At 58.3% G+C, this 19,392-nt stretch carries 14 protein-coding genes; 5 read left to right on the top strand and 9 right to left on the bottom strand.

Features of this window, described 5'->3' with window-relative positions; translation table 11 throughout:
• Nucleotides 1–24: 24 nt before the first annotated feature.
• Entirely contained in the window at nucleotides 25–1,152 is a 1,128-nt protein-coding gene (locus KQ940_RS05580) for a winged helix-turn-helix domain-containing protein (RefSeq protein WP_217412441.1), read from the top strand.
• 169 nt (nucleotides 1,153–1,321) lie between these two features.
• Here the strand turns inward: KQ940_RS05580 and KQ940_RS05575 are convergent, their stop codons facing one another.
• Both KQ940_RS05575 and KQ940_RS05570 read right to left on the bottom strand, forming a co-directional pair.
• Entirely contained in the window at nucleotides 1,322–2,926 is a 1,605-nt protein-coding gene (locus KQ940_RS05575; protein ID WP_217412440.1) for an MFS transporter, read from the bottom strand.
• Between the two features lie 114 nt (nucleotides 2,927–3,040).
• Entirely contained in the window at nucleotides 3,041–4,327 is a 1,287-nt protein-coding gene (locus KQ940_RS05570) for an MFS transporter (RefSeq protein WP_217412439.1), read from the bottom strand.
• 256 nt (nucleotides 4,328–4,583) lie between these two features.
• Here KQ940_RS05570 and KQ940_RS05565 point away from each other — a divergent pair, with 256 nt between their 5' ends.
• Together KQ940_RS05565 and narL are read left to right on the top strand one after the other, a co-directional pair.
• The gene (locus KQ940_RS05565) at nucleotides 4,584–6,404 is read left to right on the top strand and encodes a type IV pili methyl-accepting chemotaxis transducer N-terminal domain-containing protein (RefSeq protein ID WP_217412438.1); all 1,821 of its coding nucleotides are present in this window, start codon (nucleotides 4,584–4,586) and stop codon (nucleotides 6,402–6,404) included.
• A gap of 31 nt (nucleotides 6,405–6,435) precedes the next feature.
• Nucleotides 6,436–7,095: a two-component system response regulator NarL gene (gene narL, locus KQ940_RS05560; protein ID WP_343222618.1), complete on the top strand. Its 660-nt coding sequence runs from the start codon at nucleotides 6,436–6,438 to the stop codon at nucleotides 7,093–7,095.
• Here narL and KQ940_RS05555 read toward each other — a convergent pair.
• The 3 genes from KQ940_RS05555 to KQ940_RS05545 are packed head-to-tail and all read right to left on the bottom strand — an operon-like array spanning nucleotide 7,092 to nucleotide 9,015.
• Nucleotides 7,092–7,676, bottom strand: coding sequence for a YdeI/OmpD-associated family protein (locus KQ940_RS05555; protein WP_217412437.1), 585 nt, complete (start codon nucleotides 7,674–7,676; stop codon nucleotides 7,092–7,094). The genes narL and KQ940_RS05555 overlap by 4 nt on opposite strands.
• Nucleotides 7,677–7,732: 56 nt before the next feature.
• Nucleotides 7,733–8,140: a hypothetical protein gene (locus KQ940_RS05550; RefSeq protein WP_217412436.1), complete on the bottom strand. Its 408-nt coding sequence runs from the start codon at nucleotides 8,138–8,140 to the stop codon at nucleotides 7,733–7,735.
• Nucleotides 8,141–8,166: 26 nt separating this feature from the next.
• The gene (locus KQ940_RS05545) at nucleotides 8,167–9,015 is read right to left on the bottom strand and encodes a hypothetical protein (RefSeq protein WP_217412435.1); all 849 of its coding nucleotides are present in this window, start codon (nucleotides 9,013–9,015) and stop codon (nucleotides 8,167–8,169) included.
• Nucleotides 9,016–9,503: 488 nt separating this feature from the next.
• Here KQ940_RS05545 and KQ940_RS05540 point away from each other — a divergent pair, with 488 nt between their 5' ends.
• Complete coding sequence (locus KQ940_RS05540; RefSeq protein WP_217412434.1) at nucleotides 9,504–10,976, top strand: NarK family nitrate/nitrite MFS transporter; 1,473 nt, start codon at nucleotides 9,504–9,506, stop codon at nucleotides 10,974–10,976.
• A 71-nt stretch (nucleotides 10,977–11,047) separates the two neighbouring features.
• Nucleotides 11,048–12,799, top strand: a complete 1,752-nt coding sequence (locus tag KQ940_RS05535; RefSeq protein ID WP_217412433.1) for a bifunctional protein-serine/threonine kinase/phosphatase — start codon at nucleotides 11,048–11,050, stop codon at nucleotides 12,797–12,799.
• Nucleotides 12,800–12,808: 9 nt separating this feature from the next.
• On the opposite strand, the gene KQ940_RS05530 is transcribed toward KQ940_RS05535, so the two are convergent.
• From KQ940_RS05530 to KQ940_RS05515, 4 genes are all read right to left on the bottom strand, one after another.
• A complete protein-coding gene (locus tag KQ940_RS05530) occupies nucleotides 12,809–13,525 on the bottom strand; it encodes a M48 family metallopeptidase (protein ID WP_217412432.1) in 717 nt (238 codons plus the stop codon).
• Entirely contained in the window at nucleotides 13,525–16,662 is a 3,138-nt protein-coding gene (locus KQ940_RS05525; RefSeq protein ID WP_217412431.1) for a type I restriction endonuclease subunit R, read from the bottom strand. Before KQ940_RS05525 ends, KQ940_RS05530 begins: the two co-directional genes overlap by 1 nt.
• Nucleotides 16,663–16,709: 47 nt before the next feature.
• Entirely contained in the window at nucleotides 16,710–17,867 is a 1,158-nt protein-coding gene (locus tag KQ940_RS05520; protein ID WP_217412430.1) for a Fic family protein, read from the bottom strand.
• A gap of 265 nt (nucleotides 17,868–18,132) precedes the next feature.
• Entirely contained in the window at nucleotides 18,133–19,392 is a 1,260-nt protein-coding gene (locus KQ940_RS05515) for a restriction endonuclease subunit S (protein ID WP_217412429.1), read from the bottom strand.

Below are 19,392 nucleotides of genomic sequence, written 5' to 3'. Positions count from 1 at the left end.
CAGCCCACTCCATGGATAGATCATATGACCCAGCAGCAGATGAGGCGCCTGGCCCTGGCCAGGCAGGGACTTGCTTCACCCCAGCCCTTCGGCAGCGGATGCCAGGCCGTTCTGCGCGCAATCGAACACCTGGGCTATGTACAGATCGATGCGCTATCGGTGGTAGAACGCGCCCATCACCACACGCTCTGGGCTCGGGTAGCCGACTACGCACCTGCCCAGTTGAATCAGCTGCTCGGTGAGCGGCGCATCTTCGAATACTGGTCCCATGCCGCGGCCTATCTGCCGATGCGTGACTACCGCTTTGCCCTGCCACGCATGAACGCCATCCGTAACGGGACTCACCCCTATTTCAGCAACGTCGATGCCCGACTGATGCGGGAGATCCTCGCCCGCGTACGCGGTGAAGGCGAATTGCACACTCGCGCCCTCAGCGGTAGCCGCAGCGACAAGGGCAGCTGGTGGAACTGGGGACCGGGCCGTCGGGCTCTGGACAAGCTGTTTATGCAGGGCGATCTGATGGTGAGCGAGCGTAACGGCATGCAGAAGGTGTACGACCTGGCCGAACGCGTCCTTCCAACGGGTGTGGATCTGCGCGAACCCACGCGGCATGAGTACGCGGCCTATCTGCTCGATGGCACGGTGCGAGCACATGGCCTGGTCACCTTTAAGCAGGTTATGCATCTGAACCGAGACAAGGCGCTGAAGGCAGCGATGCGCGATCTGTTGACCGAGCGTATCGACGCGGGCCAACTGACCGCAGTTGAGAATAAGGCGCTGCCCGACAGCTATATCGATACCCGGTTGCTGAACCCTCCATCCTCCGAAATCCAGCCCGGCCGGGTACAGCTGCTCTCGCCGTTCGATAACGCGGTGATCCACCGCGATCGGCTGAACAGGCTGTTCGGCTTCGACTACCGGCTCGAATGCTATCTACCGGCCACCAAGCGGGTATACGGCTACTTCTGCCTGCCCATTCTGTTGGGTGACAGGTTCATCGGCCGTATCGACTGCAAGGCACGTCGCGCCGAGCAGCGCTTTGAAGTGCTGAGCCTGCATATCGAGGATTCGACTGTGGATAAGACGGAGCTCGCCCCACTGCTGGATGAGGCGATCAGGGAGTTTGCCAAGTTCAACGGCTGCGAATACTAGCCGCGGTACGGCGCCGCTCAGCTCCCCGCTCCTGCGCCCATGGGATACCGTACATCCCTGCACAAACCCTGCTCCAGCACATCCATGTGCTCGCAGGATAAGTACATCCCTGTACAAAAAAGCGGGGCACCCGGCCCCGCAACACGCTCAGTAACTCAATACATTACCCTTAGGGATTCTTGTACTCCGCCTTCGGCCCCAGGTAGTACCACCAGTTCAGCACCAGGCAGAGCAGGTAGAAGACGGCGAAGCCGTACAGGGCGTTCTCCGGCGTGGCCAGCTTGATCTGCTCGCCGAACACCTGCGGGATGACGAAGGCGCCGTAGGCGGCGACCGCCGAGGTCCAGCCCAGCGCGGGGCCGGCCTGCTCCTTGTCGAACACCATGGCGATGGTGCGGAAGGTGGAGCCGTTGCCGATACCGGTGGCGGCAAACAGCACCAGGAACAGGATCAGGAAGGGCAGGAAGAACTCCTCCGGCGTGGCGGACTGGTACGCCTGCTTCAGGTAGTAGGCCACACCCAGGGCACTGGCGATCATGATCACGGAAACGATCTGGGTCACCTTGGCACCGCCGGCCTTGTCGGCGATCCAGCCGCCCACCGGGCGGATCAGGGCACCGATGAACGGGCCCATCCAGGCGTACATCAGTGCCGACGGACCGGCGGCGTTGACGGTATCGTGGGTCAGCACGCCGTCGACCATCAGGTGCTGGTAACCGAACACCACCTTGATCGCCAGCGCGAAACCGGCGGAGTAGCCGATGAAGCTACCGAAGGTCATGGTGTAGATCACGCTCATGATCCAGGTGTGCTTGTTGCTGAAGATCTTGAACTGGCGCTGCAGGTTGGGCTTGATATCGCCCGGCACCATCTTCATCAGCACCACGGTCAGGAACAGGATACCGGCGATCACCGGCCACTTGGCCCAGTCAGGCGCGCCGAGGCCCGTCGGCGCCGGCAGGATGATGTAGAGACCGGCAGCGGCGGTGAAGAAGCCGATCAGCAGCAGCCCCAGCACCTTGCCCATGGCGCCCGTGGCACTGCCCACGTCCGGGGAGACGGCGTCGGTCTTGATGTTGTGCATGCCGAACCAGCTCATCACCGCCAGCGGCACCAGGAACAGCAGCCAGACGTAACCGGCGTTGTGGATATAGGTCTCGGAACCGGCCGGGATCTTGCCGATCAGCGTGCCCGAGGTGTTCTCCAGGATCATCGGCGTGCCGCCGAAGATGCCGAAGGTCATCACCAGCGGCACCAGGATCTGCATGGTGGTCACCCCGGCGTTGCCCAGCCCCGCGTTCAACCCCAGCGCCAGCCCCTGCTGCCGCTTCGGGAAGAAGAAGCTGATGTTGGACATGGACGACGCGAAGTTACCGCCGCCGATACCGGACAGGAACGCCAGCAGCTGGAATATCCACAACGGCGTATTCTTGTCCTGCAGCGCAAGGCCGGTACCGATGGCGGGCACCATCAGCAGCGCCGTGGTGAAGAAGATGGTGTTGCGTCCGCCGGCGATGCGGATAAAGAAGCTGCTCGGTATGCGCAGCGTCGCCCCGGTCAATCCGGCAATGCCGGCCAGGGTAAAGAGTTCTGCCTTGGCGAAGGGGAAGCCCAGGTTCAACATCTGCACGGTGATGATGCCCCAGTACAACCAGACCGCGAAACCGCACAACAGACTGGGGATCGAGATCCACAGGTTGCGGTTCGCAATTCTCTTGCCTTCGTTCTCCCAGAACTTGGTGTTCTCGACATCCCAATTCATTATATCGGACATGACTCACACTCCAGGCTGAAGCAGCGGGCACCTGACGCCCGGCTGATCTTGATATCGAACCCGCCCCGGACCTGCAGAGCAGCCGATCGGGGAAGCGGACGGTTGCCGCTCAGGTCAGGCATCCAGGTTCTCCTTCAAAAAGTTGGTGCGTATCGCCTCCTGCAGCCGGTTCTGCTTCTCCTGGACCGAGACGCCGTAGTACATGGTGATCATGCACAACGCCAACAGTCCGTAGAGCAGCATGAAGCAGGAGCTGCGTACGCCGAACAGGTCCGTTACCAGACCAAAGAGGATCGGCAGCACGAAACCGCCGATCGCACCGAGCAGCCCCACCGCGCCACCGACCGTACCCATACGATCCGGGTAGTAGTCGTAGACGTTGCGGAACACCCCGGCTTTTCCGAACCCCATCGCCACGCCCATCACCATGACCAGCAACGTAAACAGCCAGACCGGCATCTCGAGCAGAAACCTGATGTCGCCGTCGATGCCGTGAATGGTCATGGTGGTGGGTGGATAGGAGAGGAAGAAAAGACAGACCAGGCAGACCCAGAACACGCCCCAGTTGACCCGCCGCGCACCGAGGCGGTCTGCGCACCAGCCGCCGATCACCCGGGTCAGCGCACCGGGTACGGTAAACAGCAGGGTCAGAAAGGAGGCGCTTTTCAGGTCCAGCCCATAGTGGTGGACGTAGTAATCCGGAAGCCAGAGTGCCAGCGCCACGTAACCACCGAACATGAAGAAGTAGTACAGGCCGAAGCGCCAGACCCGCGGCTCCAGCAGCGGAACCAGCATCTCGGTCAGCGAGGGAGCCGCCCGGCGGGTACGGGACTGATGCACGGGATCGTCCTGGGTCAGCAACCAGAACAGCAGCGCCAGCAGCACCAGCACGAAGGCGTAGGCGATGGGGGCCATGCGCCAGCCGTAGGCGATGATGATCAGCGGCGCGATCAGGTTGGTCAGCGCCGCGCCCAGGTTGCCGGCACCGAATATCCCCATCGCCAGCCCCTGGTTGTCGCGCGACGCCCAGGAGGAGACATAGTGGATACCGATGGCGAAACTGCCGCCCACCAGTCCGATGCAGAATCCCAGCACCAGGTATTGCCAGTAACTGTGCGCCTGGGAAAACAGATAGAGCGGTACACTGACCAGCAGCACGCCCCCCGACAGCAAGGCATGACCACCGAAGCGCTCGGCCAGCAGTCCCAACGGCAGGCGCGCCAGCGCGCCACTGAGGATCGGCATCGCCACCAGCACACCAAACTCGGTTTCGCTGAGCTGCAATTCATGCTTTATTTGCAGACCGATAACCGAGATCAGCGTCCAGGTGGCAAAACAGGCCGCGAACACCAGGGTGCTCATAACAAGCGCTGAGATCTGTTTCTGGGTGGTCTGGGTCATCGTGATACAGTTTGGGTCTGACAATTTGAGCCAAACCTAAACCCGGACCGATCCCCGGATATTGACGCGCATCAACGTATAACTGGCTGAAAAAGTTAACCATTTCAGCCTATACCACTATGGTGGTACCACTTCTTTTCTTTGTAACAGACTGTTTTAACTTATATTTTCGACGATTGGCGCAAGGCGGGGTAAAAACCTTGGCTGTAACACGATTCTTTGTGAGTAACCCTGCACAGCACAACGGAGTGCCAGGATGAATTTTCTCAAGCAGTCGATCATCACCCGTTTGGGCACGGCAATGTTCGCCATCAGCCTGATGGCACTGATCAGCATGATCAGCTCGGTGATTGTTGCAGAGAGTACCCAGGGCGATGCCGCCGGGATCAACCTGGCCGGTTCCCTGCGCATGATGTCCTATCGCATCATCGCCGAGACTCAGCAGCATGCCGGTGAAGGCAGTCAGATCAGCCGCGACAAGGTACTGGCGTCGATCGGCGAGTTCGACCGCCGCATCAACGATCCGATCCTGACCAACGTGCTTCCTAAAGACAGCCAGCAGCAGCTACGCCAGGCCTACAGCGCCCTGATCGACGAGTGGCGCCACAACTTCGAGCCCTCGCTGAAGGCCGCCATCCTGACCGACCAACCAGACCGTTCGGCCTATCTCAGACAGCTGGAAAACTTCGTCCCCCGCATCGACCAGATGGTGCATCTGCTGGAGGAGAGCACAGAATCGAAGATCAAGCTGCTGAGCCTGATCCAGGGGATCAGCTTGTTCATGACCGTGATGATCATCTTCATCGCCATGTACGACATCAAATCCAACGTGGTCGAGCCCCTGGCCCAGCTGCTCAACGTCGCCCGCGATGCCGGTCAGGGTAAGCTCGACACCCGCGTGCACTACCGCAGTGACGACGAACTGGGCCTGCTCGGCACCACCTTCAACCACATGGCGGAGGAGCTGTCGAGAACCTACGCCGATCTGGAAAGCCGGGTGCAGAGAAAAACCGCCGAGCTGCGCGAGTCCAACAAGAGCCTGCAGCTGCTCTACAACGCCACCCGCCGCTTCAACCGCGACGAAGATATCTGCCGCCGCCTGATGCCGGTCATGAAGGAGCTGGAGGATGTGCTGGCGGTCGGGCCGATCGAGGTCACCCTGTGCGACCCGCACCAGCGCTCGAGTTACCGTCAGCTGACCACCCAACTGTTGGAGCGCCCGACCGACTGCAGGAACACCCGCTGCAGCGACTGCATAGTGCCTGAGCTGGATAAGCGTCAGCATGACTCGGTCACGCTGCCGATCCAGACCCGCGAAGCCTATTTCGGCGAGTTCAAAGTCAACTTCCTGCCCAAGCAACCCTTGGGTGAGGAGCAGGTCGCGCTGCTGCGGACACTGGTGGAAAACCTGGCCATCGTACTGTCGCTGGAGTTGAAGGCCAGCCAGGAGCAGCACATGTCGCTGATGGAGGAGCGTGCGGTGATCGCCCGCGAACTGCACGACTCCCTGGCGCAGTCGCTCTCCTACCTGAAGATGCAGGTGGGTCGGCTACAGATCCTGCGCAAACAGAAACGGGACGACGAACAGATCGACGAGGTGGTCGGCGAGCTGAAGGAGGGGCTGAACAACGCCTACCGCCAGCTGCGCGAACTGCTCACCACCTTCCGCCTGACCCTGGATCAACCCGGCCTGCAGCCGGCGCTGGAATCCACCGTCAAGGAGTTCTCCGAGCGCCTGGGCTACGATATCCCGCTGAAGTACAACCTGCATCACCAGAGCCTGACCGCCAACGAAGAGATCCATGTCCTGCAACTGGTGCGTGAAGCCCTGGCCAACGTGGTCAAGCACAGCGGGGCCAGCGAGGTCTCGGTACAGGTTATCCGCGCTGGCGAACGGGTCGAGGTGCGGGTGGAGGACAACGGCGTCGGTCTGCCGCCATCGCTGGATAGCCAGGGCCACTACGGCCTGTTGATCATGCGCGACCGGACCCTTACCCTGAACGGCGATCTGAGTGTGGATAACCGCGAACCCAGCGGCACCCGCGTATTGATGACATTCAAACCCAAACAGTCTTAACTTAGTGGCAAACCAAGCAGCGAGCAGCCCCATGACCGAGATGAGCACCGTCACCCCCGCCTCCATCCTGCTGATCGACGACCACCCCCTGCTGCGTACCGGGGTCAAGCAGCTGATCGCCCTCGACGACGAACTGGAGGTGGTCGGTGAAGCCAGCAGCGCCGAAGAGGGGGTCGCCAAGGCCGAAACGCTGGAACCCGACCTGATCCTGCTGGATCTGAACATGCCGGAGATCAACGGCATCGAGTGCTTGAAGATGCTGCGCGAGGCGGGCGTCGACTCCAGGGTGGTGGTGTTCACCGTCTCCGACAACGAAGAGGATGTGGTCGCCGCACTGAAGGCCGGCGCCGATGGCTATCTGCTCAAGGATATGGAACCGGAGGATCTGCTCGCCAAACTGAACCAGGCGGCCCTGGGCAAGATGGTGATCAGCGATCGGCTGACCACCCTGCTCGCCCAGGCACTGCAGAGCAACCGCAGTCGCAAGGGCCCCGATATCACGACGCTGACACCGCGCGAGCGCCAGATCATCAAGCTGATCGCCGGCGGCATGTCGAACAAGATCATCGCCCGCAAGCTCAGCATCACCGAAGGCACGGTGAAGGTGCACGTCAAACACCTGCTGAAGAAGCTGGGGCTGAAGTCACGGGTCGAGGTCGCGGTCTGGGCGGTGCAGGAGGGGTTGGGTTAATTTCGATCATTCAGTCCCTTGCCATCGAGAATCCTCGGCGCCAGTTTCTCGATCCGCGCTTCCCGCGTTTTCGCCTGTTTGGCACCGGAGATATGCAGGATGTAACCCCTCTGACGCCCCGGCGTCAGGGCCTCAAATGCGGACTTGAAGGCCGCGTCCCGATCCAGTTTTTCCTGTAGTTCCTGCGGTGTTTCGAACACTTCGGTGTTTTTGAACGCTACCTTCGCACCGGATCTCTCCATCTCAATCGCTTCATCGATATAGCGTTTCAGGATCGCCTCCATCTCCTCGATCTGCTGAACGCTGCTGAATCGAATCTGCCGCGCTGCCTGTACGTTCTCCGTTTGCGCAACCAGTATGCCCGCGTCATCCTTCAGCAACGCGCCTTTCATGAACAGCAGTGCACAGTAATCCTTGAACCCGTGTATCAGCAGAACATTCCTGCCCTCAAAGGTGTAGCAGGGTTTACCCCATTTAAGCTCCTCATCAAGCCGGCAAGCGAGAATGATCGCCCTGAGCGTCCTAAACTCATCCCGCCATCTGTCGGCTTCACTCAAAAATGCATCAACCTTGGGATTCATACCTGTCACTCGTTATTGCTCAACGCGCTATTCAAGCTCCGGCCACGTTCTGACGCTCAGGCCACCTGACTATTCACATCGTCCACGCCATCCTTTACCTCCTTCAGTGCCGCCAGTATCGGCGCGGGTTTTCCCGCGCTGACCGCCGCTGCCAATACGGCCAGATCCGTCACCAGATCGATGAAACGGGCGATCTCCTCGATCTGCTCCCTGGCTTTATTGACGGCAGCGAGCAACCCCTCTTGCGGCTCCGTCAGCCCCTCGACGACAGACTTGGCGGCATCGATGTATAAACCGTTGGCACGCTGGCGCAACAGATTCTCCTCCTGAAACATCGCCTGCGCCTGATCCCGTTCTATCTCGCGGTGCTTGATCGCCGCCTTGATACGCTCATGAACTGCATCGGCACACTCGGTCAGTGATTGGGCAAGTGCCTCAACTTCCATTTCATTTGCCAGCGCCATCCTGTTGCCTCCTTTCTGAATTGATCTCAGCCCTCAATGGCCTGGATACTCTTTCTGATCGCCTTGATATCCCTGGCGAGACGTTTGATGCTGTCTCTCGCCGCCTGACTCGTCAGATCATCGATATTCTCCACCAGTTTCCGGTGCCCCTCGGCAATACGCTCGCCCCCCCGTGCCGCCGCTTCGTACCGAGGCTGAGCAGCCCTGTACTCCGCCTCTTTCGACTGCAGGTGCGCACGGGCCAGGGTGGCCAGGAGTCTGTGTTGCGGATCTTCCACGTAGGGCAGCTCAACCTCAAAGAAGCCCAGCACCGTTTTCTGCTCGTTGTCATGGGTTGCCCGGTAATAACGCACAAGCGTCTTCATGCCCTGCAAGGTCGTCTGTAATGGCGCATCGCCCTCTTGGATCATCTCGCGCACGGCACGCTGCTGCCGTGCAGAGGTCGCCCACTTGGTGATCGCTTTGCCGATATCGGCGATGGCATCGACCTGCTTTTTGTCGATACCAAGATCAGGGTGCTCTTTGATGCCATCGGCAAGGGAGTCGAGGTTTTCCGAGAGGTCGAACCTGTCCTCACCCGACAGTCTGGCAAGGGTCTGCATGTACAGCGTCACCCGTTTGTGAATCGTCAGCAGGTCTTCGTATGCCGCTTTGCGCTTGAGATCGTTTTCCTGCGCCAGTTGCTGCGCTTCGCCAGTCAGGTAGGGTTGCTCCCGGTAATAGGTGTCGCGGAAGCGGGTGGTCAGCTCCGTATAAGCGGAGAACTTGGCGGATTCGCCGGCGTACTCACCTACCTCCTTGAGATTGACACACCCCGTCAGCGTAAGAGTCAGCAGTAACGCCCAGACAGGTCCCTTGATATTCATCGACTTCATTCCCTTGAAATACTTCCATTAATTTACATCACCAAACAGCAACAGCATCGGAAACAACCGCTCGCTGGGTTAACAGTCTGGACCAGTGACCCGCGATGCGCCAGCTTGCCCGCCCTGCTTTGGTATTCTAGCCCCGGCTCAGGCATCGCCCCTCGCGCCTGAGACCTGGATACCCCTTATTACCCGGCATCTGACTTATCCGCTTTATCCCCATCAACAAGCACCCTATTATCTTTTAAAAATCAAATATTTAAATACCAAACTCCCGCATACCTCGATAGTGGTATACACCAAATTCCCCGATCCAACACCCTAAATCCCAGTTGACCTGCATCAACATTCACCCACCCCGAAGGGCCTATTTTGGCGCTAACGCAAACTCCATGAGCCCGGAGCACATCTGATTGGATCCTGCCGTGGCGACGGAGTCTCGTGTGATTACAGCCTCGACCCGTTTTTTAAGCTGCCAACAGATCAGGAGCAGTCAAATGTCTACCAACAATCTGAGGTTGCTCGATTTTGGCGATCCCAAGATCAAGACCCTCCATGTGACCTGGTTCGCGTTCTTCCTCACCTTTGTGGTGTGGTTCAGTCATGCGCCGATGATGGCGTACATCAAGGAGGCGTTCGATCTGACCAGCGCCGAGATCAAGGCGCTGTTGATTCTTAACGTGGCGCTGACGATCCCGGCGCGAATCGTGATCGGCACGCTGGTGGATAAGTACGGTCCACGCGCGATCTACAGCATGCTGCTGGTGATCGGCGGCTTTATCTGCCTCGGCTTTGCGGCGGCACAGACCTATGAACAGCTGGCGATCATGCGCTTCCTCAGCGGCTTTATCGGCGCCGGATTCGTGATCGGTATCCGTCTGGTCGGCGAGTGGTTCCCGGCCAAGCAGGTCGGTGTCGCCGAGGGGGTTTACGGCGGCTGGGGTAACTTCGGCTCCGCGGCCGGTGCAATGACGCTGCCCACCATCGCCCTGCTCTACGGCGGCGACAACGGCTGGCGTTACGCCCTGGCCACCGCCGGCGTGCTGGCCATTGTGTACGGCTTTGTGTTCTACCGCGTGGCACGCAACACACCCAAGGGTTCCACCTACTTCAAGCCGAAGAAACATGGTGGCCTGGAGGTGACCAGCAAGGGCGACTTTGTCTTCTACATCCTGATGAACCTGCCGATGTACGCCGCGCTGGCACTGCTGACCTGGAAACTGTCGCCGACCAACCTGGGACTGCTTGACGAGTTCGGTACCAATGCGATCTACGTGGTGCTGGTGGCGCTGTTCCTGTTCCAGCTGCGCGCGATCTACCACGTCAACGAGGAGCACCTGAAGGAGGGCGTGCCGGAGATCCAGCGCTACAAGTTCAAACAGGTAGCGGTGCTCGACGTGGCCTACTTCGTCACCTTCGGTTCCGAGCTGGCAGTTGTGTCCATGCTGCCGCTGTTCTTCCTGGAAACCTTCGAAGGCCTGGATCCGGTCAAGGCGGGCCTGCTTGCCTCCGGCTTCGCGTTCATGAACCTGGTTGCACGTCCTACCGGCGGTCATCTGAGCGACCGTATCGGCCGGCGCAAGACGCTCGGCATACTGATACTGGGGCTGGCTGTCGGTTACTTCGTGCTGAGCCGGATCGACGGCGGCTGGTGGATCCCGGCGGCAGTGATCGCCACCATGGCCTGCTCTTTCTTTGTCCAGGCCGGTGAGGGAGCGGTGTTCGCCGTGGTGCCGCTGATCAAGCGGCGCATGACCGGGCAGATCGCCGGCATGGCCGGCGCCTACGGTAACGTCGGTGCGGTGTTCTACCTGACCGTGCTCAGCTTCGTCGACTACTCCACCTTCTTCATGGTGATCGGCGCCTCCGCCGGCCTGGTGTTCCTGCTGGTGCAGTTCATGGATGAACCCAGCGGACAGATGGCCGAGGTGCTGCCGGATGGCACCGTCGAGCTGATCAGCGTGGAATAGACCTCTAGGCAGACAAGACCCGGGTGGCATCGGCAGCGGTGCCGCCCGTTTGTGTTATGGGAGGATAGCAGATGAGCGACCTTAACCTGCAGGCGATGTATCTACGGGATGAGATCCAGCTGTCCGCCGGACAGTGCAGCGACAAGGGGCGCAAGGAGCGCAACGAGGACTGCCTGGGTTTCGTCCAGCCCGAGGGCAACCTGCTGACCACCAAGGGCGCGGTGGCGGTGATTGCCGACGGTGTCAGTACCGCCGAAGCCGGGGGAGAGGCGGCCGAGATCTGCGTGCGGGAGTTCCTCAGCGACTACTTCGACACCCCCGATATCTGGACCGTGGGCAAGTCCGCGCAGAAGGTGCTCACCTCGATCAATCGCACGCTCTACTCGCGCAGCCACGAATACCTCTCCAGCGCCCGCGGCTACGTCTGCACCCTGTCGCTGCTGGTGATCAAGTCACGCACTGCGCACCTGTTCCATATCGGCGATAGCCGCATCTACCTGATCCGAAACGATCAGCTGGAAGCGCTGACCGAAGACCATGTCACCCAGCTCAACAAGCGCGAGGGCTGCCTGTCGCGTGCCATGGGCATGGATACCCACCTGGAGATCGATTACCGGCCGCTGGAGATCCAACAGGGTGACCTGTTCCTGCTCACCACCGACGGCGTGCACGACTCGCTGCCGCCGGAGGAGTTGTTGCGCCTGGCCAGCAGCAGCGATGAGCTGCAGCGCTGCGCTGAGGCGCTAGTCGACGCCGCCTACCGCGCCGGCAGCCGGGACAACCTGAGCTGTCAGCTGGTACGTGTGGATCGGCTGCATGATGCCTCGCTGGACCGGCTCACCGAACAGCTGACCGCGCTACCCTTCCCGCCGGAGCTGGAACCGGGGATGAAGATCGACGGCTACCTGATCGAGGAGGAGCTGTACGCCAGCAGCCGCAGTCAGCTGTACCGGGTACAGGATCTCGACAGCGGCGAGCGCTGGGTGATGAAGACGCCGTCGCGCAACTTCGATGATGACGCCGCCTATATCGAGCGTTTCATCATGGAGGAGTGGGTTGGCAGCCGGATCAGTAACGATCATGTGGTTCGGGTGCATATCGCGCACCGCCCGAAGACCTTCCTCTACTACCTGATGGAGCCGGTTGAGGGGATGGCCCTGGACCAGTGGATAAAACAGAACCCGGCGCCCAGACCGGCGCAGGCGATCGAACTGGTCCAGCAGATCGCCGACGGCCTGAAGGCGTTCCACCAGCGCGAAACCCTGCACCAGGACCTGAAACCGAGCAATATCATGATCACCCCCGACAATCGGGCGGTGATCGTCGATTTCGGCTCGGTGTTCGTGGCCGGCATCAACGAGATCTTCGTGCCGCTCAAGCGTGACCGGGTGCTGGGCACATTGAACTACTCCGACCCTGTGTTCCGTCTGGGCCAGAACACCGGCATCAAGGGCGATATGTTCTCGCTGGCGGCGATCACCTATGAACTGTTCACCCACCACCTGCCCTACGGCAACGGACTGGAGAACTGCGACAAGCCGCAGCAACTGCAGAAGCTCGCCTACATCCCGGCCGACCGCCACAACCCGATCATACCGGTCTGGTTCGACCGCGCCTTGGAAAAGGCGCTGGCGATCGATCCGGCTCAGCGTTATGACAGCCTGGAGCAGATGATGCGGGACCTGACCCAGCCCAATCCCGACCTGCTGGTGCCGCGCGAAGAGGCGCAGAAACACCCCAATGCACTGCTGTTCTGGCAGCTGATGTCGCTGGTCTGGTTCATGATCGCGCTGTTTACGCTGATTGCGTTTTGGTTGAAGTGATGGAGTTAATCAATAACCCCACTCCTCATGGCTAACCGGCAACCGGTTCAGTTCATCCTTTAAAAATCGCCACCGCGGCAGATGGGCGTCCATCAGTTCGACAAAACGGTTGTTATGGGTCGGCTCAATCAAGTGCATCAGTTCATGCACAATGATGTATTCCAGACACTGCGGCGGCTTCTTGGCGAGTTCAAGATTGATTCGGATAATGCCGGACCGGGGATTACAGCCACCCCAACGGGTTTTCATGCGTTGAACCAAGACTCGCGTGGCCGTAACACCCAGACGCTGCTGCCACTGGTTGAGCAGAGGTTGCATCGCAACCTTAAGCTGCTGTCGCATCCATTCATCCAGCACGGCTTTGCGCTTGTCTCGATCCGAGCCGGGACGTACCTGAAGCTCTAGCGTTGTCCGCGTCAAGCGTATCCGGGGAGGCGCATCTCGCTCCTGCACGCGCAGCAAATAGCGTTCACCATTCACATAATGGCTCTCGCGATCAATATACTCACGCGGGGTTTCCCGCTCCTGCTCTCTCAGTTTTTGCTGCTGTTTCTTGATCCAACCCAGCTTGGACAGAGCGAATACACGAATGGTATCCAACCCCATGCTGCCGGGGGCGGATATACGCACTGCACCCTGCGGTGGGTAGACGCTCAAGTGGATATTCTTGATCGCCTTGTAGGTCACTTCTGCGCGAATATCGCCCAGCTGTATGAACTTGGACATCAGTACTCTTGCTGCTGCATGACAATCAGAAACAGCCTTTCCGTCTCGGCTATGGCACGCTCTTGTTCGTACCCCTCGGCGAAGAGAACATCGTAAATCGCCCTTTTGACGATATTCTCCCGCGCCAGATCGCCACGCCAAGAGTCGGGACGCTGTGTTTTTACGGCAGTATCGAGAGCCAGAGCCAGCTTTAGATCCCGATCACCGTCTACGATATATGGAGCCGGAGTCAGTGCCACGCCATCGCTTGGCGCGGCCACCTTGAGATTGTTGTAGAGCGCTCGCTTACCCTGGGTATCGAGGGTTTCCGGTGTCTTCGCGTCCTGCCCCAACTGCACCTTTTTCGCCAGCTCCGCAATCCGTTTCAGATACTCCTCGTACTCGATCGCTCTCTCTTTGCGCGAGCGGATGATCTCGGCCAGCAACTTGGACATGCTGTCGTAGAAAGCCGGATCGTTCAGATGATCCTTGATGATCTTGCTGCGTACGTTGTTCTCGATCGTTTCCGCCACCGCATCCCGGTTGCCCTTGGTTCCCTCCGGCAGGGAATCCACGGCGTCGGCGATACCGGTTTTAACGATCAGTTCCAGCAACGGCATATCATCGAAGGGGGATATCTTGCGCGGCTCCCTGGCCTCGATGTAGGTATCGATCAGATGGCGCATATCGGCCTCGTACGCCTTCAGATCGATCGTCTCGCCACTGGCCCTGCGGATCATGTCACGCAGTTTAAGATAGTGATCGATCTCCTTCCTGATCGTTTCAACCTCATCGGACGAGTAGCCCGCCGCTTCCAACTCATCGGCAATATTGGCAAATGCTCTCACCAGAGCCGCGGTTGCCTTGTAGAGCGCGGCGCGTTGCGGTTCACGCTCCTTCAACTGCTCGGCAATCTCCGTGTTGCCACAGAAGTAGTGGATATACTGCAGCTCCTCTTTCGGCGCTTCCACCGGCTCGCACAACAGGGCAATCGCCTCGCGGGCCCCCTCCAGACGCTCACGTCCCTTGCTCAGTCGATCCTTCAGCAGAATACCCGGATCCACCGACTCGCCCTCTTCATGGGCCAGTTCGGAGGTGTACACCGCGATGCTGTTCTGCACCTTCTTGAACAGATCCTTGTAATCGATGATGACACCAACCTCCTTATCATCTCCGTCAAGGCGGTTGGTACGGCAGATCGCCTGGAACAGGCCGTGGTCCTGCATACTCTTGTCGATATACAGATAGGTGCAGCTGGGTGCATCGAAACCGGTCAGCAGCTTGTCGACAACGATCAGCAGCTTCATGTTTGCCGGCTGCTTCTTGAACAACTCCTTGGCCTGCTCCTCATAGGTTTCGGTTTTGCTCATGCCCGGGCGCGCATCGATACCCTTCAACAGCTCGGTATAGGTGTTGTAGATATATTCCTTCTCGGTTTCGGTATTGGCGCCGGTATCCTCGGTGGTGATGTCCTTGGTCTGCGGGTTGTACGAGGTCACCACCGCGCATTTGCCCTTGAACACGGTTTTCTGAAACAGTTCGAAATACTTGCACGCCTCGTAAATACTGGAGCTGACCAGCACGGCGTTGCCGCGCTGATCGCTGAGGCGCGGCTTGACGCTGAAGTCGAACACGATATCGTTGACCACCCGGTCCATACGCGAACGGGAGCTGAGCACCCGCTGCATGGTGCCCCACTGCTCGCGCAAGGCGGCCTTCTGCCAGCTGTTAAGCCCCTTGGTCTTGGCATCGAACCAGGCATCGACCCTGTCCTGCGAGCCCAGCGTCTGATCGATATCACGCGCTTCGTAGACCAAGTCCAGCACCACCTCGTCCTCCACCGCTTCGTTGAACTTGTAGGTGTGGATGTAGCCGCCGAATACCTCAAGGCTGGTCGCCTTGTCCTTTTTCAACAGCGGTGTGCCGGTAAAGCCGATAAACACGGCACCGGGCATCAGCGCCTTCATGGTGCGGTGCAGCTTGCCGCTCTGGGTGCGGTGGCATTCGTCGACGAACACGAACAGCTCGCCCTGAGTGACGGCAGGTTGGGACTCCAGATCACGCAGAAAGCCCTCGAAATCGTCCACGCCCTTGCGGCCGAACTTATGCACCAGGGAACAGAGCAGGCGCGGTGCCGTCTGTGCCAACTGCGCCATCAAATCGCGACCGCTGCTGGTGCGCTTGATCGCCACCCCTGCGTCGGTGAAGACGGATTCGATCTGCTTGTCCAGTTCATCACGGTCGGTGACGATCAGCACCCGCGCCGAGGAGAGGTTTTCCAGGATCCACTTCGCCAACAACACCATCACGATGCTCTTGCCGCTGCCCTGAGTGTGCCAGATGATGCCGCCCTGGCGTTTCCGCACATATTCCTGCGCGGCCTTGATGCCAAAGTACTGATGCACGCGGGGCAGCTTTTTCACGCCGCCATCGAACAGCACGAAGTCGTACATCAGCTCGATCAGACGCGGCTTGGCGCAGATCTTCAGCAGGTACTTGTCCAGCTTGAGGCGGCTGTTATCGTCCTCATCCTCTTTCCAGGTGAGGAAGTACTTTTCCTGGGTACCGATGGTGCCGTATTTCAGTCCCTCGGAATCGTTACCCGCAAAGATAAACTGCACCGTGGAGAAGAAGGCGCCGATAAACTCAGGACGTTGATTGACGATGCTCTGACGTATGCCGTCACCGATCGACACGCGGCTGTTTTTCAGCTCTAGCACACCAATGGCGATGCCGTTCACGTACAGCACGATATCCGGACGTTTCTCCCGGTTGCCGCAAACGGTCACCTCTTCGGCGATGGCGAAATGGTTTTTCTCCGGCTGCCGCCAGTCGATCAGGTGTACGGTCTCGGTGTTTTGTCCCGCCTCGGTTTTTACCGGCACGCCGTAGCGAAGCAGGGAGTAGACCTCCCTGTTGTTGTCGTAGAGGCTGCGGCTGTGGTTATCTGCCTCGGCATGCAGGAGGTCGAGAGCGCGGGCGATCTGGGCTGAGGTATAACCACGATCTTCCAGATAGGCGCTAAGCAGGCCGGACTCGATATTGCGGTTACCTTCGCGGTATGCCCAGTTGTCGAGGTAGGTGTAACCCAGCTCCTGCTGGAACAGTTTCACCACGCGGTTTTGGGTCACACGTTCCGGATTGCCTATGTTGTCCATACTTCTGCCCTGTGATTGGTGGCAACACCGCCATGCTTAAGGGTACATCAGGTCGGCTCGTTGAGGCTGGCCGGTATGAAGCCCTGTTCGGTCAGGGCTCGAATCACGCCCCTGATAAGATAGTTGTGGCTGAAGCCGAAGGTATACTGCCGCGAGCCCTCTTTAACCGGGCGCAACATGCCCGCATCCACCAGTTTCTTGATCTGATAGGTCTGCTGGGATGACTTCAGCCCCTTCATCGCTTCTTTCAGATGTGCCGCCTTGACGACACCGGTTTTCGCCGCAATCAGCAGTATTTTCTGTTCCTGCGGGGTAATCAGCTCACGCTCGCGCGCATGCTCCAGCGCCGGGATCAGAATTTTCTCCTGCAGATAACCGAAATCGGTCAATTGGTCGACCTTGCGCAACTCATCAAGCATCCCCTGGAGCACATAAATACACCAGACCTCCAATCCCTGATCGGAGCCCTTGTCCGCCTCACCGAGCATGGCGTAATAACGTTCCCGGTCATTGCAGAATACTGCCGTCGGGTTCAATACCCGGCCCCCGGTCTGCACGTTAAAGCCATATTTGATCAGCAGTGCATAGGTCAGCAGACGCACCACGCGGCCGTTGCCGTTCCCGAACGGATGGATCCAGCCGAAGCGGTGGTGAGCCAGTGCCACCTTGATCAGATCATACTTGTGGGGATGCTCTTCGTTGATGAAGGCGATCAACTCCTCCATATAGCCCGGCACCTGCACCGCCTCCGGCGGCAGATGCTCCGACTTCGCGATAGCAACCGAGCCCTGACGGAATTGGCCCGGTGTATCGTCGCCTTCACGTTCAAGATCCTGCACCGTCAGGGCGTGCAGCTCTCGCAGCCAGTGTTGGCTGATCGCGCTACCGGGCTCAACGGTCTCTTCGACATATGCCATCGCCCGCTCGATATTGACCATCTCACGCAGTTGATCGGCCGCCTGAGTCTCCCCTTCCAGTCGACTCTCCACGTAATCCGCCAGCGTCGTATGGTTGCCCTCGATGCGGGCCGAGCCGAGACTTTCCAGAATATGGAATATCTCCTTGAGCTGGAAAAACACCAACGGCGGCGTTGTGCCCTGCAACTGCAGACGGCGCAGATGCTCCAGTTCGGTCAACACGTCCACCAATGGCGAGTCGAACGAGGGGTTCAGCAGGCTCAGATCATAGTGCGTGAACTTGGGCATAGGTCGAAATTTTCTTTAATCATGGTTTTGGTTATCTCTAAAAAAATCACGAAAACCTTTTATAAACAATCAATTAAATAAAAACAAATATAGCATTATCTCGAAAAATCGCATCACAACATCTCTAGACAGGCTTACATCTATCTCTAAAGAGCAGAGAAAGCGCTCAGGCCGACAACTCCACCGCCGGCACATCTTGCAGCACATACTGCTTGAAGCTCTCGAGCCTGACCACGGTCGATAGGGTCGAGGATGGTGGAGATTTTCATATCAGGCGGATCCTTCCGGTCAGCAGCTCCTGCATCATGCCCTGCTTGAGCTGGCGGGTTTTGGCGAGCTTGGTTTCCAGCGTGGTGATTTCGGTGTCCATATCGGTCAATACAGTGGCAATAGCCTCCTGCTCGGCAAGAGTCGGCGGTAGAAATAGATCCATAGACGCATATTCATTACCATTTATTCCAGGCTGACCGCTTCTCATTGACATGATACGCACCCAATCCCAGTAACGATCAGTTTTCGTGTAAGCAGCCAGAAATGCTGGGCAAAGCATCATACGATTTACTCTCACCCGTATCAGAAAGCCAGCGAAAACGAGCGCACCATCCACTGGATTATAAAGATAAGATTTTCCGACACTTGCGCCCGTGCGAGCGAAAACGATCTCACCTTCCCCAAGTAAATATTCTTCGGACAGCGGATGATCAACAGCTACTCGATCATCAGGTAATAATCGCCCGTGATCATCAATATCAGTAATTCTTAGATAGACAGGCAGGCTACCGGTCTGAGGAACACCAGGCGCATTGATGCCATAGTCAGGTTTAGAAAGAAGAAAGTTTCCCAACACACCACCACACCACTCCCCGCTATACCCCGGAAGTCGCCGTTTTCCTGTCAGCAGCTCCTGCATCGTGCCCTGTTTGATCTGGCGCTTTTTAGCGATCAGTTGCTCCAGGGATTCGATCAGCGCATCGGTATCGCTCAGCGCCTTGGCGATGGCTTCTTGTTCAGCGTGAGTGGGGGGGAGAGGGAATTTAAACCCTTCCATTTCCCATTTCTGCGTATGCACCAGTGCGGACGCACCATGAGCATTATCTTCAATGAATTTCGTAAGCTGCTTTAACGCATAAAAAAAGAACTCTGGACTAACAGTCGCGCCAAGTACTTCTATCTTCCATGTATGGTAATTAAGAAGTCCTAGAGAACCAGTCCATACATGAGGGCCAAAAGACGTTCCACGGCTACCAGACCAAGCAAAAAGAAGCTGTCCATTTGGAACTTCCAGCTTCCTGTCATAAGTGCCTTGGAAATAATTAAATTCATCAGAGCCATTGAGGTTTTGAATCCGGATAATAGGAAGGCCTGTTGATTTCCATTCATGAGGTTTAAAACCTCGGCCATTGATCAGCCTGCATACAGAACGTATAGCTAAGGCTTCCCAATCCTCCGGAATCACCCCCACCTCGGTCTGCTTGTACCCCTCAGGACAACCCAAAACCTGCTCGACAAGATAGGTCGCATTCAC

This window comes from Marinobacterium ramblicola (genome assembly GCF_019084545.1).
Lineage (GTDB): Bacteria > Pseudomonadota > Gammaproteobacteria > Pseudomonadales > Balneatricaceae > Marinobacterium_D > Marinobacterium_D ramblicola.
The sequence above is the reverse complement of the archived record's forward strand: the minus strand, read 5'-3'. Positions and strand labels throughout refer to the sequence as shown.